A 16,403-nucleotide genomic window follows, 5' to 3' on the forward strand; every position below is an offset into this window, starting at 1 on the left:
AGCCACTGCCCGACACCACTACCGGCCATGACCAGAACCCCGCCGACACGAGCGCGATTCACCCCAGCGCCTGGGCCAGAAACGGTGCGGTGCGGCTCTTGCCGTGCCTGGCCACCTGCTGCGGCGTCCCGCTGACCACCACTTTGCCGCCCTGGTCGCCGGCGCCCGGGCCGATATCGATCACCCAGTCGGCCTGGGCCACCACGCGCATTTCGTGCTCGACCACTACCACGCTGTGGCCGGCCTGCACCAGGTTGTCCAGTTGTTCCAGCAGGCGATCGACATCCCGCGGATGCAGGCCGGTGGTCGGCTCGTCCAGCACATACAGGGTGGCGCCGCGGGAGTTGCGCTGCAGCTCGGTGGCCAGCTTGATCCGCTGCGCTTCGCCGCCCGACAGCTCGGTGGCGGGCTGGCCGAGGCGCAGGTAGCCCAGGCCGATATCGCGCAAGACCTCCAGGGAACGGCGGATGCTCGCCTGCCCGGCGAACACCTCGACCGCCTCCTGCACCGTCAGTTGCAGGACCTGGGCAATGTTCAGGCCTTGCCACTGGATAGCCAGGGTCTGCGGGTTGTAGCGCGCACCGTGGCAGGTCGGGCACGGCGCATAGACGCTGGGCATGAACAACAGCTCGACGCTGACAAAGCCTTCGCCTTCGCAGGCCGGGCAGCGCCCCTTGGCGACGTTGAAGGAGAACTGCCCGGCGTCGTAGCCCAGCGCACGCGCCTCAGGGGTGGCGGCGAACAGCTTGCGCACATGGTCGAACAACCCGGTGTAGGTCGCCAGGTTCGAGCGCGGGGTGCGGCCAATGGGCTTCTGGTCCACCTGCACCAGGCGCTTGACCCGCTCCAGCCCGGCGGTGACTTCGCCGCTGCTGGCCTGCGGGGCGTCGTCTTCCAGGTTCAGCTCTTCCGGCTCTTCGTTGCCCTGCGGCCGCCCGAGGTGCGCGCCCACCAGCTCCAGCAGGGCCTGGCTGACCAGGCTCGACTTGCCGGAACCGGAGACCCCGGTCACCGCGGTAAAGCAGCCGAGGGGGAATTCGGCGCTCAGGTCCTTCAGGTTGTTGCGGCTGATGCCCTCCAGGCGCAACCAGCCCTGGGCCTGGCGCGCGGTACGCCGGGCCGTTGCCTGCTCGGCGAACAGGTAGGCGCGGGTCTGCGACGCCGCGACCTCGGCCAGCCCCGCTGGCGGGCCGCTGTACAGCACCTGGCCGCCCTGCTCGCCCGCCGCCGGGCCGACGTCGATCAGCCAGTCGGCGCGGCGCATGGTTTGCAGGTCGTGCTCGACCACGAACAGCGAATTGCCCGAAGCCTTGAGCCGCTGCAAGGCCTCGAACAGCGCCTCGGCGTCCGCCGGGTGCAGGCCCGCCGAAGGCTCGTCGAGCACATAGATCACCCCGAACAGCTGCGAACCCAGCTGGGTCGCCAGGCGCAGACGCTGCAACTCGCCGGACGACAGGGTCGGCGTACTGCGCTCCAGGGCCAGGTACCCCAGGCCCAGGCCGGTCAGGGTGCCGACCCGCTCCAGCAGGTCCTGGGCGATGCGTTGCGCGGCCAGGCGTTTTTCCAGGGACAGGTTCGGCGTGTGCCGCACATCCGCTCCTCCGACATGCCCGGGCGCGCCCTGGGCGATCCGCTGCTTGCGCGCGGCCTGGGTCTGCTCGTGGCTCCAGACCTCGCCGGCTTCCTCGGCCTGCTCCAGGTAAGCCTGGGCGGCCACCGGCTTCAGCACTTCGGCCAGTTGCAGCAGGGGCATCTGCGACAACTCGCCGATGTCGAGGCCGGCGAAGGTCACCGACAGCGCCTCGCGCTTCAGGCGCTTGCCCGCGCACAGCGGGCACGGGCTGCCGAGCATGAACTGCGACACACGCTTTTTCATCAGCGCGCTTTGCGAATGGGTGAAGGTGTGCAGCACATAGCGCCGGGCCCCGCTGAAGGTGCCCATGTAGCTCGGTTCCTGCTTGCGCTTGAGGGCCTCGCGGGTCTGCTCCGGAGTCAGCCCGGCATACACCGGCACGGTCGGGGTTTCTTCGGTGAACAGGATCCAGTCGCGCTGCTCTTTAGGCAGGTCGCGCCAGGGGATATCGACGTCGTAGCCCAGGGTCACGAGGATGTCGCGCTGGTTCTGCCCCTGCCAGGCCAGCGGCCAGGACGCCACCGCGCGCTGGCGGATGGTCAGCGAAGGGTCCGGCACCATGGACGCCTCGCTGACCTCGTAGACCCGGCCCAGGCCATGGCAGTTGGGGCAGGCACCCTGCGGGGTGTTGGGCGAGAAGTCTTCGGCGTAGAGCATCGGCTGCCCCGGCGGGTAGCTGCCGGCCCGGGAATAGAGCATGCGGATCAGGCTGGACAAAGTGGTGACGCTGCCCACCGAAGAGCGGGTGCTCGGCGTGCCACGCTGCTGTTGCAGGGCCACCGCCGGCGGCAAGCCTTCGATGGCGTCGACATCCGGCACCCCGACCTGATCGATCAGGCGCCGGGCGTAAGGCGCCACCGATTCGAAATAGCGGCGCTGGGCCTCGGCGTACAGGGTCGAGAACGCCAGGGACGATTTGCCGGAGCCGGAGACCCCGGTGAACACCACCAGCGCGTCGCGGGGAATATCCACGTCGACGTTGCGCAGGTTGTGTTCGCGGGCGCCGCGCACCCTGACAAAACCCGAACTGTTCGCTGGCAAGGAAGACAAAACCTGGGGCAAAGGCGTAGTGCGCGCTGAAGTCATGGGACAGCCTTGTATCGGAGGTGTCGGGACGAGATTTCCAGTCAGAAAGCCCCACGGCGCCAGCATCGGCGACAGGCAGCCACCCAACCGAGATGCAGGGTGCATGGGCTCGGGGTTTTGAGCAACCGTGGATGCCGAACGTTCTGCGGACTTTTCCGCAAGGTGCCCACAGCCTCACGCCTCCAGCACCGACCTGACCATGGCGGTCAGGGCATCCGGGCTGTAGGGCTTGCTCAGCAGGTGGGTGTCCGGGCTGAGCTGGTGATTGCAGGAAATGATGTCGCGGGTATGCCCCGAGGTGAACAGCACCGCCACGGCCGGCGACTGGGCCTTGGCCCAGAGCGCCAGGTCGGTGCTTTTGATCAGGCCGGGCATCACCACATCGGTGAAGATCAACTCGACATGGGCGCCGTTCAGCAACAGTTGCATGGCCGCATCGCCATTGGCCGCCACCAGCACCTTGTAGCCGGCGTGCTCCAGCAGCTCGACCGCCGCCGCGCGGACGTCCTCGTTGTCCTCCACCACCAGGATGGTTTCCTGGCCATGGCCAGGCCGCGGCTCCCGCCGGGGCACCGCACCCGGCTCCGGTTCGGTGCTGCGGACAAAATACAAGCGCACCGTGGTGCCCTGCCCCGGCGTGCTGAGCATCTCGATATGGCCGCCGCTCTGCTTGACGAAACCGAACACCATGCTCAATCCCAACCCGGTGCCCTGGCGCTCGTGCTTGGTCGTGAAAAACGGCTCGAACGCCTGCTTGAGCACCTCGGGCGGCATGCCATCGCCGGTATCGGCCACCGACAGGCACAGGTACTCGCCAGCGGTGATGCCCTTGCCGGCACAGAAATCGCCGTCGAGCAGCACATTTTCGGCCCGGATGCCGATGGTGCCCTCGCCCTTCATGGCATCGCGGGCGTTGATCGCCAGGTTGAGCAAGGCGTTTTCCAGCTGGCTGCGATCGACCTTGATGCACCAGGGAGCCGCGGGCAGTTGCACATCGATATCGATGTTTTCGCCAAGGGCCCGTTGCAGCAGCTCGCTCAGGCTGTCGGGGATCCGGCACGGGTTGTAGACCTCGGGCGACAGCGGCTGGCGCCGGGCGAACGCGAGCAGTTGCGCGGACAGCTTGGCGCCGCGCTCGACCGCGGTAATGGCCGCGCCGACCCGGCGCTGCACATTGGCATTGCCCGGCTCATGGCGCGCCAGCAGGTGCAGGTTGCCGGCGATCACTTGCAGCAGGTTGTTGAAGTCGTGGGCCACGCCACCGGTCATGCCGCCAATGGCTTCGAGCTTCTGCGCCTGGCGCAGTTGCTCCTCGGCCGAGACCCGCGCGTTGACCTCCTCGGCCACCCGCTGCTCGAGGTTGCGCGTCAGTTGCAGCAGGGAATCTTCGGCCATCTTGCGTTCGTGGATATCGATCAGCACGCCGGGGAAACGCAAGGCCTGCCCCGCCTCGTCGAACTCGCAACGGCCACAGCCCATGACCCACAGGTAACTGCCGTCCGGACGGCGGATGCGGTATTCGGTGTTGTAGGGCACACCCTTTTGCACGCTGTAGGCCACCTGTTCCTTGATCCGTGGCAGATCGTCGGGGTGCACGCGACTGTCGGCGACCTCGATCGACAGGTCGTCCAGCGGCTGCTCCGGCGGATAGGAAAAGGTCCGGGCAAAACGCTCGTCGCCCGACAGTCGATCGGCCTTGATGTCCCAGACAAAGGAGCCCAGCAAGGCCCCGGCATTGAGCGCCAGTTGCACCCGCTCGTTTTCCGCGCGGTAGGCGTTCTCGACTTCCTGGCGGCGTTGCTCGGACAGCACATGGGCGGTGGTCTCGACCACGATCGCCATGACCCCGGCCGGCGCCTGGTCGTCACCGGCCACCGGGCTGTAGTAGAGGTCCATCCAGACATGTTCCGGCTGGCCGTTGCGCAGCAGGACCAGCTCCTTGTCGCGGTACGACAGGGTTCCGCCCGCCAGGCAGGTATCGAGCACATGCCGGTTGAAATCCGCCACCTCCGGCCAGCCCTGCTCCACCTGGCAGCCGAGCAGGTACGGATGCCGGCCGCCGGCGAATTCGGCGTAGGCATCGTTGTAGATCATGTAGCCCGAGCGCCCCCAGAGCATGACCAGCGGCACCGGCGAGGCCAGCAGCAGTTGCACCGCGCTGCGCAGGCTCGATGACCAGCGGTCCAGCGCCCCCAGTTCGGTGACGGACCAGTCGAACGCCTGGATGCGGGCAGCCATCTCGCCTTTCCAGCCCTGGCAGCCATGTGGATCGGATAAGAACGACATCGCTTGACCCAGTGAACACGATTGAATGACGACACTCTCGGCCCGCGACTCGAACGCCACGGACAGGGACTCAAGGTTTGGAGCACAGGCCACGCGGATGGTTTCAGCGCATTTTCGCGATTGCAGGACAAATGGCCATCATGCCGGGCAGGCAGCCTGGATCAGCGGAAATCCCGGCTGCGAATGGTAATGCCGCTCAGCAGGTCGCTGAGGTCGCTCAGGCGGCCGGCGATCAGGTGGCGGACCTCGCCTTCGGTTTCCAGGGTGCCATCGACCTTGAGCAACTGCGCGCCGACCAGGACCTTGCGCTGGCGCTCGGCCAGGTCGCGCCAGACCACCACGTTGACGTTGCCGAACTCGTCTTCCAGGGTGACGAAGGTCACGCCGCTGGCGGTGCCCGGCCGCTGGCGCCCGGTGACCAGCCCGGCGATGCTCACCGGGCGCCCGTGCTCGACCTCCAGCAGCTCGCGGGAACTGCGGCAGCGCCGGGCCTTGAGTTCGTCCCGCAGCAAGGCCAGCGGATGGGGCCCGAGGGTGGTGCCGACGCTCAGGTAGTCGGCCTGCAGGTCTTCGCCGACCGTCGGCCGCGGCAAGGCCACGGGGGCTTCTTCCTGGCGTGGCAAACCGGCGAACAGGCCGAGCTGTTGCTGCACCCCCGCCACTTCCCAGCGCGCCCGATGCCGGTGCCCGGCCAGCCCACGCAGGGCGCCGGCGTCGGCCAGCAGTTCCTGGGCGCGGCTGTCCAGGCGCGCCCGTTGCCCGAGGTCGGCAATGTCGACAAACGGCGCGCCCTGGCGCGCCGCCTCGATGCGCCGCGCGTCGTCCTCGCGAAAGCCCTTGATCATCCGCAGCCCCAGGCGCAACGCCGGCTGCGCGCCGGGCAACGGTTCCAGGCTGCAATCCCAGGCGCTGGCGCGCACGTCCACCGGGCGAATCGCCAGATGATGCCGGCGCGCGTCCTGGAGAATCTGGTCGGGGCTGTAGAACCCCATGGGCCAGCTGTTGATCAGGGCGCAGGCGAAGGCCGCCGGCTCGTGGCACTTGAGCCAGCAACTGGCATAGGTCAGCAAGGCGAAACTGGCGGCGTGGGATTCGGGAAAACCATAGCTGCCGAAACCTTTGATCTGCTCGAAGATCTGCGCGGCGAATTCGTCGCTGTAGCCATTGGCGCGCATGCCGTCGCGCAGGCGCAGGCGGTGGGGTTCCAGGCCACCATGGCGTTTCCAGGCAGCCATGGAGCGGCGCAACTGGTCGGCCTCGCCGGGGGTGTAGTCGGCGGCGACAATGGCGATCTGCATCACCTGCTCCTGGAACAGCGGCACGCCCAGGGTTCGCTGCAGCACTTCTTTCAGCTCCGCCGAGGGATAGGTCACCGCCTCCTTTTTGTCCCGCCGACGCAGGTACGGATGGACCATGCCGCCCTGGATCGGCCCCGGCCGGACAATGGCCACCTCGATCACCAGGTCGTAGAAATCCTTGGGCTTGAGCCGGGGCAGCATCGACATCTGCGCCCGCGACTCGATCTGGAACACGCCGATGGTGTCGGCGCGGCCGATCATCTCGTAGGTGGCCGGGTCCTCGGCGGGGATGCTGGCCAGGCTTGGCCGCTGGCCCCGATAGCCATGGATCAGGTCGAAACAGCGGCGAATCGCACTGAGCATGCCCAGCGCCAGCACGTCCACCTTGAGCAGCCCGACCGCGTCCAGGTCGTCCTTGTCCCACTGGATGATGGTGCGCTCGGCCATCGCCGCGTTTTCCACCGGTACCAGGGTGTCCAGCGGCTGTTCGGAAATCACGAAGCCGCCGGGGTGCTGGGACAGGTGCCGGGGAAAGCCGATCAGTTGCCCGGTCAGGCTCAGGACCCGGCGCAGCACCGGGCTGTCCGGGTCGAAACCGGCCTCCAGCAGGCGCTCGACGGCCGGCGGCGTATCGCTCCAATGGCCGCAGCAGTCGGCCAGGGCGTTGACCTGGTCCGGCGGCAGGCCCAGGGCCTTGGCCACATCGCGCACCGCGCCGGCGCCGTGGTAGGTGCTGACCACCGCGGTCAGCGCGGCGCGGTGGCGACCGTAACGCTGGAACACGTACTGCAGGACCTCCTCGCGGCGCTCATGCTCGAAGTCCACGTCGATATCCGGCGGCTCATTGCGCTCTCGGGAGAGAAAACGCTCGAACAGCAGGGTCGAACGGTCCGGGTCGATCTCGGTGATGCCCAGGGCGAAACACACCACCGAGTTGGCCGCCGAGCCCCGGCCCTGGCAGAGGATCGACTGGCTGCGGGCAAAGCTGACGATGTCGTGCACCGTGAGGAAATAGCTCTCGTACCCCAGCTCGGCGATCAGCGCCAGCTCAGCGTCGATCTGTTTGAGCACCTTGGGCTTGGCGCCCCCGGGCCAGCGCTTGACGATGCCGCGCTCGGTCAGCTCGCGCAGCCAACTGGTGGGCGTCTGCCCTTGGGGCACCAGCTCCCGGGGGTACTGATAATGCAGTTGCCCGAGGTCGAAATGACAGCGCCCGGCGATCTTCAGCGACTCTTCCAGCAGGGCAGGCGGATAAAGGTTGCGCAGTGCCTCGAGGCTGCGCAAATGCCGCTCGCCATTGGGGTGCAGGCGCTGGCCGGCCTCGGCCACCCGCACGTGATGGCGGATCGCGGTCATGGTGTCCTGCAAGGCCCGGCGCCCGCGCACATGCATATGCACATCGCCGCAGGCCACGGCGGCAATGCCCAGCTCCCGGGACAGCGCCAGCAATTCACCCAGGCGCTGCTGGTCGTCCTGGCCACAGTGCAGCTCCACGGCCAGCCACAGCCGGTCGGCGAACACCTGCTGCAACCAGCGCCCCGCTTCTTGCTGCTCACCCTCTGGCTGAGCGCCCGCCAGCCACAGGGCCAGCAGCCCCGGCAAGGGCTGCTCGAAGTCTTCGCGCAGCAGCTGGTACTGGCCCTTCTGGGCCCGGCGCCGGCCACAGGTGATCAGCCGGCACAGGCCCTGGTAACCCTCCAGGTTCTCCACCAGCAGCACCAGCCTGGGGCCGTCGTCGAGGCGCATTTCGCTGCCGACGATCAGCGGTAGAGTGCAGTCCTTCGAGGCCTGCCAGGCCCGGACGATGCCGGCCAGGCTACACTCGTCGGTAATCGCCAGGGCCTGGTAGCCCTGGGCCGCCGCCCGCTCGAACAGCTCGCGGGCACTGGAGGCACCGCGCTGGAAACTGAAGTTCGACAGGCAGTGCAGTTCGGCGTAGCCCTTCATGCGAACCAGCCCTGCAACAGCAAGGGCCCCGCCTCGCCCACCGGGCGATAGGCCCAGCCCTGCTGGCCGCCGCGGGTTTCGATCAGGTAGTAGTCGCGGCGCACGTCGCCGCCGTCCCACCAGCCGGACTCGATGCGCTCCGGCCCCATGAGGATGCGCGCCGCCCCCTCCTGCAACGCCAGCGGCTCGCGCAACAGCCAGCCCGGGCGCCGGGGCCCGGGCAGCAGCGGGCCGGCCTGGCTGTCGCCGACCGGTTGCCAGCTGCATTCGGGACGGTGGTCAGCGTGGAAACGCAAGCCATGCACCGCCTCGTCTCCCAGGCGGGCGCGCAGGCGTTCGCGCAACTGCTCCCAGGGCAGGGATTGCTGCGGGCGCTCGTCGAACAGCTCGCGGTGCTGCGGCACGAAGCGCGGCAGATCCTCGGCCACCAGGCGCACGCCACGCACCGGCGCCGGCACCTGGACCTGCTCCAGGCGCCCGCGCGCCAGTTCGAACAGCATCCCCGGTTCGCGCTCGGCACTGAGCAGGCCGACCTTGATCAGGGTGTCGGGCAGCTCGACATGCTCCAGGTGCAGGTCGAAGCGCTGCACCCCGCTGTCACGGCCACAGAGAAACGCCGCCAGGTCGCAGGCCAAGCGGCGCAGGGGAAACAGCAGGGCCTGGTGGGACAGCACATCGAAATGCAATTCGATGCGCAGATCGAAACGGTCCGGCGGCTGATAGAACCCCAGCGCCAGGGAACGCTCGCCCAAAAGCGTATCCAGGTGCTTGAGCAGGCCCGCGTCGAAACGCCGGGCCAGGGTGTCCCGGGGCAGCCCGCGCACCTGGGCGAAGGTGCGCAGGCCCATGCGCGACAGGGCTGTGGCCGCGCCCGGCGGCAGGCCCAGACGCTCGACGGGCATGCGCCCCAGGGCCTGGCGCAACGGTTCCAGGCCGGACACCGCCAGCCCGTCGTAGGCATTGGCCAGCACCCGGGCCGCCGCCGGATTCGGCGCGCTGACGATGCGGTGGCGAAAACCCAGCTCGTTCAGCTCCTGGCGCAGGCGCGCCTCCAGCTGTGGCCAGGGGCCGAACAGGCCCAGGCTCGACTCGATCTCGAACACCAGGGTGCGCGGGTAATGAAGGCTGACCTGGGAACTGAAACGGTAGGCCCAGGCCGCGAGAAACTGTTGCCAATGGGCGATTTCAGCGGCGTCGTATTCGGCGCTGGCGAAGTGCTTGCTCAGGGCCTGGGCGGCGGTCAACGACTGCCCGGGCCGCAACCCCAGCTCGCGGGCGGCGGCATTCACCGCCTGGATCACCCGGCGCTGCGGCGTCCCGCTGAGCAGAGCCAGCGCGGCCTCCGGCTCGGGGCGCTGGCGCAGCGCCGCGTCCAGCGCCAATTGCGGGAACAGAATGCAGACCCAGCGCATGGCAAGCTCAGTGCCCCGGGGCGAAGGCGATCGGCGCCGAATGGGCCAGGCCGCCGCGGCACTTGAGTATCCGCAGCTGCGCCGGCCGGGCCTCCACGGCAAGGCGCAGGGCCGCCGGCGAAGGGTTGATGGCCTCCTTGAGCGGACGGTAGGCAAAGGCCAGGGTCTGGCCGGTCTCGGCCGCTACCTGCAAACGCCGCAAGGCGCGGTCGTCGGCCTGTTGCGGCCAGCACAGCACGGCCCCGCAACTGCCTGAGCGCAGGCATTGTTCGGCGGCCCACAAGGCATCCCGTTCGCCGGCCTGGATCACCGACAGCTGGCGCAGGTCGACCCCGGCGCTCTGCCAGGCCTGGGGGTACGGCACATGGGGCGGCGCCACCAGCACGATGCGTTCGCCGGCGGCCGAGAGCCGGGCCAGGATCGGCCACACCAGTTGCAGTTCGCCGACGCCCTGGGCGGCGATGAGGATTTCCGTCAGCGCCGCTTCCGGCCAACCGCCGCTGGGCAAGGCCGCGTCCAGCATGGCATGGCCGGTGGGTTGCGGGCTGGCAGCGGGCGCCGTCGGGCGGCCCTTCCACACCCGGCCGGCATTGAACAGCGTCTCCAGTGCAACCACGGCGCCCATCAGCCTTGCCTCACCAGGCCACAGAACACCCCCTCGATGGCCAGGTCCCGGTCCTCGCCGACCAGGATCGGTGCATAGGCCGGGTTGCGCGGCACCAGGCGCACGCCATCGGCCAGGCGTTCGAAACGCTTGATGGTGACTTCGCCATCCAGCCGCGCCACCACGATCTGGCCGTTGCGCACCTCGCTGTCGCGACGCACCGCCACCAGGTCGCCGTCGAGGATGCCGTCCTCGATCATCGAGTCGCCCTGGACCCGCAGCAGGTAGTCGGGGGTACGGGAAAACAGCGCCGGGTCGAGCAGCAAGCGGCTGTGCACCTCGGCATCGGCGCCGATCGGCAGGCCGGCGGCGACCCGGCCAAGCACCGGGATCTCCAGCAACTCGGGGCGCGGCGGCTGGTTGAGCAGGCGGATGCCCCGGGCCTGATGGGGGTTGACCTCGATGAAGCCGGCCTCGCTCAGGGCCACGACATGCTTGCGCGCCACGCTGCGCGAGGCGAAGCCGAAGGCCTCGCTGATTTCAGCGAGGCTCGGGGGCTGGCCATGTTCGGCGATGCGCTCGCGGATAAAGGTCAGGATGGCACTGCGGCGGGGAGATAAAGTGGTCATGGAGTACATTTGTACTCTTCCCGGGTTTTCCTGACAAGCACCGTCAGTCAGCCCAGGCCACGGCTCGCCAGGAACGCGCTGATGTAATCGATGAACGCCAGCACCTTGGCCGTGGCCCGCCGGTGGCTGGGGTAGACCGCGAGGATGTGCGGCCCGAAGCAGTCCGGGTCGATGGCGTAGTCGGCCATCACCCGCACCAGGCGGCCGTCGGCCAGGTAAGGCGCGGCGCTCCACAACGGGGTGTGCAGCAGCCCGCGCCCGGCCAGGGCATTGGCCAGCAGCAGGTCGTAATTGTCGCTGCGCAAGCGTGGCGCCCGGGGTTGCGGCAGGCTCAGGCGCTGCCCGTCCCGTTCGACCCACCAGAACTCGCGGCTGAGCAAGGGATGGCGATAGAGCAGCCATTCGTGTTCGTCGAGGGTCTGCGGCGTCACCGCCACGCCCTTGCGCGCCAGGTAGGCCGGGCTGGCGCACAAGGCCAGGCAGTTGCTGCCGACCACCCGGGCGATCAGCCCCGGCAGGTCGTCATGGCCTTCGCGCAGGGCCAGGTCGTAGCCGCTTTCCAGCAGGTTGACGAACTCGTCGCACAGGTCCACCTGCAGGTCGATCTGCGGATACTGCTCGAGGAAACCGCCACACACCTGGTCGAGAAAGGCCTGCCCATAGGCCAGCGGCGCGGTGATCTTCAGGTTGCCGCGCAGGCCATGCTGCAACTGCTCGATTTCCTCGCCGGCCTCCTCCAGCCGATGCAGGACCTGGCGCGCGGTTTCCAGGTAGAGCCGCCCCACTTCCGTCAGCAGGATCCGGCGGGTACTGCGCTCGAACAAGCGCGCGCCCAGCTCGACTTCCAGGTGATTGACCGCCTTGGTCAGCGCCGAGGGAGTCTTGCCCAACTGCTCGGCGGCGCGGCTGAAACTGCCCAGCTGCGCGGTGACCACGAACATCTTCAATGCACCCAACTTGTCCATGCTTTTTCCACTCAGGCAAAAACGTTTTTCGTCAGCGAGGCGTTCTGTCGGTTCTGGCAAGCCACTAATCTGGGCATCAGACGCAATAACAAGGAAATACTCAATGAAAAGATTCATCCCGAATCTGCTGACGATTGCAGTAAGTTTTGCCTCAATGGAAGCCATGGCCGCCACCGACCTGGTGCTGTTCAACGGCCAGGTGTTCACCGCCGATCGCGCCCAGCCCAAGGTCCAGGCCCTGGCGGTGGCCGACGGCAAGGTGCTGCAGGCAGGCAGCGACGCGCAGATCAAGGCCCTGATCGAAACCGGCACCCGGGTCATCGACCTCGGTGGCAAGACCCTGATGCCCGGCCTGATCGACAGCCATTCCCATGCGATCTTCGGCGGCCTGGAAATGACCTCGGCCAATATGCAGGACAAGGTGGTCAGCCTCGACCAGCTGGAACAAAAACTGCGCGCCTGGCGCGACGATGGCAAGGCCAGGCACGGCGACGTCCTCAGCATCGCCGGCATGAGTTCGGCCTACTGGGCCCAGGCCGAAGCCCTGCACCAGCGCTTCAACGCCGGCGAATGGGCCAGGGTGCCCGTGGTGTTCACCGGCAGCGATCACCATACCGCCTGGGCCAATGACGCAATGCTGGAGCGCGCCGGCATCGACGCCGCCCTGCTCAAGACCCTGCCAGAGGCCGAGCGCGACACCATCGGCCAACTCGCCGACGGCCGCCCCAACGGTTTCCTGGTGGACGCCGGCTGGGACCGGGTCGCGGCGAAAATGCCGGTGCCCAACAGCGCCGCCCTGCTCAACGCGGCGCAATCGGCGGTGCGCTACAACAACAGCCTGGGCATCACCGCCTGGATGGACCCGGCGGCCAACGCCGCCCCCGGCGAAGCGGTGTTCGCCCTCAAGCCCACCGCCCAGACAGTCGGCGTGCTGCCGGCCTACAAGGCGCTCGCCGAAAGCGGCGGCCTGAGCGCCCATGTCGCCGCGCTGCTGGTGGCCAACCCGAAAAGCCGTCCTGCCGACCTCGACGTGCTGGAGCAGGTGCGCCAGCAATTCCAGGGCATCCCCAACCTGACCCTGCCCGGCGTCAAGATTTTCGCCGACGGGGTGATCGAGTACCCGGCCCAGAGCGCGGCGATGATCGATCCCTACCGCAACTCGCGCAAACAGGGCGAACTGCTGATCGATCCCGAGCATTTCGGCGAGCTGGTCAGCGCCATCGACCAGCGCGGCTGGCGGGTGCACATCCACGCCATCGGCGACCGCGCGGTGCGCGAATCCCTCAATGGCATCGCCCAGGCGCGCAAGGACCGCCAGAGCGGCATCGCCCACTCCATCACCCACCTGCAGATGGTCAACCCGAAAGAGTTCGCCCGCTTCAGGCCGCTGGGGGTCATCGCCTCGATGCAACTGCTGTGGGCCTCGGCCGACGACTACACCCTGGACATGATCAAGCCCTACGTCAGCGCCCTGGCCTTCCGTTACCAGTACCCGGCGCACTCCCTGCTCAAGCAGGGCGCGACCCTCGCCGGGGCCAGCGACTGGCCGGTGTCCTCGCCCAACCCGTGGAACGCCATCGCCCAGGCCATCACTCGCAAGGGGCCGCTGGGGGTGCTCAACGCCGACGAGCGCCTGGACCGCGAGACCATGTTCTACGCCTATACCCTCAACGCCGCCCGCGCCATCGGCCTGGAGCAGCAGATCGGCTCGCTGAGCGCCGGCAAACAGGCCGACTTCATCGTGCTGGACCGCGACGTGTTCCGCGTCGACGAAAAGGCCCTGCATGAAACCCAGGTGCTGCAGACCTGGTTCGCTGGCCGCCAAGTCTACGCCCGGCCTCTCTAGCCCGCCGATCCCTCCTGGCTGATTCCTCTAGAAACAGCCCCACTGCCCGCCCCCGCGTCCTTGTGTGCGTGGGGCCGGCGCAGCCTTGCCTGAAACCTGCCCATAACAATCACAACAACAGGGGACGCCCCTATGAAGACCCTCAGCCTATTCGCCATCGGTGCCTTGAGCCTGTTGCCCTTGGGCAGCCACGCCCTGCCCTTGAACGATGACTTTGCCGTAGAACTGGAACTGACCCTGGCCAGCGACTACCGCACCCGCGGCATTTCCCAGACCCAGAACGACCCCGCCGCGCAGGCCGCCGCGACCCTGCTGCACAGCAGCGGCCTCTACCTGGGTGCGTGGACCTCCAACGTGGATTTCGGCGGCGGCCTGAAGACCCGCCAGGAAGTCGACTACTACGCCGGCTGGCTGTGGCAGGCCAGCGATGCGATCAGCCTCGACTTGGGCTACCTCAAGTACAGCTACCCCAGGGAAGGGCAATTCAACCAGAGCGAGGTCTACGGGATTTTCAGTGCCTATGGGGCCAGCCTGGCTGCCTATTACTCCAGCGACGCCGCGGGCATCGACAGCCAGCAAAACACCCTGTACCGCTACGTGGGCTACGAAACCGAGCTCCCCCTGGGCCTGGGGCTGAAGCTGCGTTACGGCGAGATGGACTTCAAGGATCCACGGTTGATCTCGGCCTCGGGCCAGGGCGAGGATGCCTACCATGAATGGGAGGCCAGATTGACCCGTGAAGTGGCAGGCGTGGTGCTGGGCCTGAGCTATATCGATACCGACCTGTCGAAAAACCAGTGCACCAGCAATTACGGGTTCAGCGACCTGTGTGGCGCGACCTGGGTCGCCAGTGCCAGGAAAACCTTCTGAACCCGGCGGGCGTGAATCGACACCAAGACCCGCGCCCTTTCGACATTTTTTTGACCAATCCCTCTCTACAGTCGGCAGTGCAACTGCGGGTGCTTTCATCATAGGTAGAGGAACGAACTGAAATGGTCTTGGGCAAAGGACGGCGATCCGCGTCAATCACATCGACCCGCCTGGTACTGCTGTTTTCCCTGGCCCTGGTGGCGCTCTACAACTTCGCCACCTGGCGCGCCCTGGGCCACCTGATCAGTCTGCAAGGCCTGCACAAGGTAGCGTTCTTCGCCTCCTTCGGGCTGTTCCTGTGGGCCGCCATCACCCTGCTGCTGACCCTGGTGTCCTTCCGCTGGACCCTGAAGCCGGCGCTGACCCTGGTGGCCCTGACCTCGGCCGCTGCCGCGTATTTCATGAACCAGTACGGCATCGCCATCGACACGGTGATGGTGCAGAACGTGTTCGAGACCAACCCGGGCGAAGCCGCCGCGCTGTTCAACCTCAAGCTGCTGGGCTACCTGCTGGTGCTGGGCGCGTTGCCGGTGGTGCTGATCTGGCGCACCCCGGTGCGCTACCGGCCGTTCTTTCGCGGCCTGCTGAACAAACTATTGGTGATTGCCGCCTGCGTGCTGGTGATCGCGGTCTCGGTCGGCGCCTTCTATTCCACCTACGCGCCGATCTTTCGCGAAGAAGACAAGCTGACCCACTTCATCAACCCGACCAACTACATCTATGCCCTCGGCAAATACGCCAGGCAGAGCCTGGGGATCAAGCAACACCTGGTGATCCAGCCAATCGGCCAGGACGCGGCGATGAGCGCCCAGGCCAGCGCCCGGGAGAAGAAGTCGCTGATGATCCTGGTGGTCGGCGAAACCGCCCGCGCCGACCACTTCTCCCTCAATGGCTATGCCCGCGAGACCAACCCGGAACTGGCCAGGCTGGACATTCTCAACTTCACCCAGGTGCATTCCTGCGGCACCTCGACCGCGGTCTCGGTGCCATGCATGTTCTCGATGTTTCCCCGCGAGGACTACAGCGACAAGAAGGGCAAGACCTACGAAGGCCTGCTGGACGTACTGCAACGGGCCGGCGTGCAGGTGCTGTGGCTGGACAACAACAGCGACTGCAAGGGCACCTGCCTACGGGTACCGAACCGCGACATTCCCAAGACCCAGCCGAGCCCCTTCTGCGACGGCAAGAACTGCCTGGACGAAGCCCTGCTGGTGGACCTGCAGCAGTACATCGACCGCCTCGGCGACAACGCGATCATCGTCCTGCACGCCGACGGCAGCCACGGCCCGGAGTACTACGACCGCTATCCGAAGAGCCTGGAGCGCTTCACCCCGATCTGCCACACCAACCAGCTGGGCAGTTGCAGCAGCGAGGAACTGGTGAACGTCTACGACAACACCATCCTCTACACCGACCACTTCCTGGCCCGGGTCATCGAGCTGCTCAAGCACAACCAGGAACGCTTCGACACCTCGATGCTGTACGTCTCCGACCATGGCGAGTCCCTCGGCGAAAACGGCCTGTACCTGCATGCCGCGCCCTACGCCCTGGCCCCACAGGCACAGACCCATGTGCCGATGCTGATGTGGTTCGGCCAGCAGGCCCTGGCCGACCTGGGCATCCAGCGCGACTGCCTGCAAGGCAAGCGCGGCGAGCCGGACCTGAGCCACGACAACCTGTTCCACTCGGTGCTCGGGCTGTTCGAGGTCAGGACCAGCCTGTACCAGCCGCGGCTGGACATCTTCCATTCGTGCCGGCCGAACATGACCGCGGCGCACTAGCGCCGCCGGATACAGCCTCGCCTCTGTAGGAGCGAGCGGGCGGCGA

Annotated in this window: 10 protein-coding genes; 3 read left to right on the top strand and 7 right to left on the bottom strand. The window is 67.3% G+C overall.

What is annotated here, in order from left to right; translation table 11 throughout:
* Positions 1-58: 58 nt before the first annotated feature.
* The 7 genes from IF690_RS18380 to IF690_RS18410 form a co-directional block, all read right to left on the bottom strand.
* The gene (locus tag IF690_RS18380; protein ID WP_202696826.1) at positions 59-2,719 is read right to left on the bottom strand and encodes an excinuclease ABC subunit UvrA; all 2,661 of its coding nucleotides are present in this window, start codon (positions 2,717-2,719) and stop codon (positions 59-61) included.
* 174 nt (positions 2,720-2,893) lie between these two features.
* The gene (locus tag IF690_RS18385; RefSeq protein WP_202696827.1) at positions 2,894-5,005 is read right to left on the bottom strand and encodes a hybrid sensor histidine kinase/response regulator; all 2,112 of its coding nucleotides are present in this window, start codon (positions 5,003-5,005) and stop codon (positions 2,894-2,896) included.
* A 161-nt stretch (positions 5,006-5,166) separates the two neighbouring features.
* Positions 5,167-8,250, bottom strand: coding sequence for an error-prone DNA polymerase (locus IF690_RS18390; RefSeq protein WP_202696828.1), 3,084 nt, complete (start codon positions 8,248-8,250; stop codon positions 5,167-5,169).
* Complete coding sequence (locus tag IF690_RS18395; protein WP_202696829.1) at positions 8,247-9,662, bottom strand: Y-family DNA polymerase; 1,416 nt, start codon at positions 9,660-9,662, stop codon at positions 8,247-8,249. Before IF690_RS18395 ends, IF690_RS18390 begins: the two co-directional genes overlap by 4 nt.
* Before the next feature lie 7 nt (positions 9,663-9,669).
* Entirely contained in the window at positions 9,670-10,287 is a 618-nt protein-coding gene (imuA, locus tag IF690_RS18400) for a translesion DNA synthesis-associated protein ImuA (RefSeq protein ID WP_202696830.1), read from the bottom strand.
* Entirely contained in the window at positions 10,287-10,904 is a 618-nt protein-coding gene (gene lexA / locus IF690_RS18405; RefSeq protein ID WP_202696831.1) for a transcriptional repressor LexA, read from the bottom strand. Before lexA ends, imuA begins: the two co-directional genes overlap by 1 nt.
* 38 nt (positions 10,905-10,942) lie before the next feature.
* Entirely contained in the window at positions 10,943-11,860 is a 918-nt protein-coding gene (locus IF690_RS18410; protein ID WP_202696832.1) for a LysR family transcriptional regulator, read from the bottom strand.
* A 103-nt stretch (positions 11,861-11,963) separates the two neighbouring features.
* On the opposite strand from IF690_RS18410, the gene IF690_RS18415 reads away from it, so the two are divergent.
* From IF690_RS18415 to IF690_RS18425, 3 genes are all read left to right on the top strand, one after another.
* On the top strand, positions 11,964-13,706 hold the full coding sequence (locus IF690_RS18415) for an amidohydrolase (protein ID WP_202696833.1): 1,743 nt from the start codon (positions 11,964-11,966) through the stop codon (positions 13,704-13,706).
* A gap of 132 nt (positions 13,707-13,838) precedes the next feature.
* Positions 13,839-14,576: a TorF family putative porin gene (locus IF690_RS18420; protein WP_202696834.1), complete on the top strand. Its 738-nt coding sequence runs from the start codon at positions 13,839-13,841 to the stop codon at positions 14,574-14,576.
* A 122-nt stretch (positions 14,577-14,698) separates the two neighbouring features.
* Positions 14,699-16,357, top strand: coding sequence for a phosphoethanolamine transferase (locus IF690_RS18425; RefSeq protein WP_202696835.1), 1,659 nt, complete (start codon positions 14,699-14,701; stop codon positions 16,355-16,357).
* Positions 16,358-16,403 lie beyond the last annotated feature (46 nt).

The sequence above is a fragment of the Pseudomonas sp. SK3(2021) genome (genome assembly GCF_016772375.1).
Taxonomy (GTDB): Bacteria; Pseudomonadota; Gammaproteobacteria; order Pseudomonadales; family Pseudomonadaceae; genus Aquipseudomonas; species Aquipseudomonas chlororaphis_I.

Coding starts and splice junctions, on each gene's coding strand:
- IF690_RS18380 (WP_202696826.1), bottom strand. CDS start 2,719: ATGACTTCAGCGCGCACTACGCCTTTGCCCCAGGTTTTGTCTTCCTTG.
- IF690_RS18385 (WP_202696827.1), bottom strand. CDS start 5,005: ATGTCGTTCTTATCCGATCCACATGGCTGCCAGGGCTGGAAAGGCGAG.
- IF690_RS18390 (WP_202696828.1), bottom strand. CDS start 8,250: ATGAAGGGCTACGCCGAACTGCACTGCCTGTCGAACTTCAGTTTCCAG.
- IF690_RS18395 (WP_202696829.1), bottom strand. CDS start 9,662: ATGCGCTGGGTCTGCATTCTGTTCCCGCAATTGGCGCTGGACGCGGCG.
- imuA (WP_202696830.1), bottom strand. CDS start 10,287: ATGGGCGCCGTGGTTGCACTGGAGACGCTGTTCAATGCCGGCCGGGTG.
- lexA (WP_202696831.1), bottom strand. CDS start 10,904: ATGTACTCCATGACCACTTTATCTCCCCGCCGCAGTGCCATCCTGACC.
- IF690_RS18410 (WP_202696832.1), bottom strand. CDS start 11,860: ATGGACAAGTTGGGTGCATTGAAGATGTTCGTGGTCACCGCGCAGCTG.
- IF690_RS18415 (WP_202696833.1), top strand. CDS start 11,964: ATGAAAAGATTCATCCCGAATCTGCTGACGATTGCAGTAAGTTTTGCC.
- IF690_RS18420 (WP_202696834.1), top strand. CDS start 13,839: ATGAAGACCCTCAGCCTATTCGCCATCGGTGCCTTGAGCCTGTTGCCC.
- IF690_RS18425 (WP_202696835.1), top strand. CDS start 14,699: ATGGTCTTGGGCAAAGGACGGCGATCCGCGTCAATCACATCGACCCGC.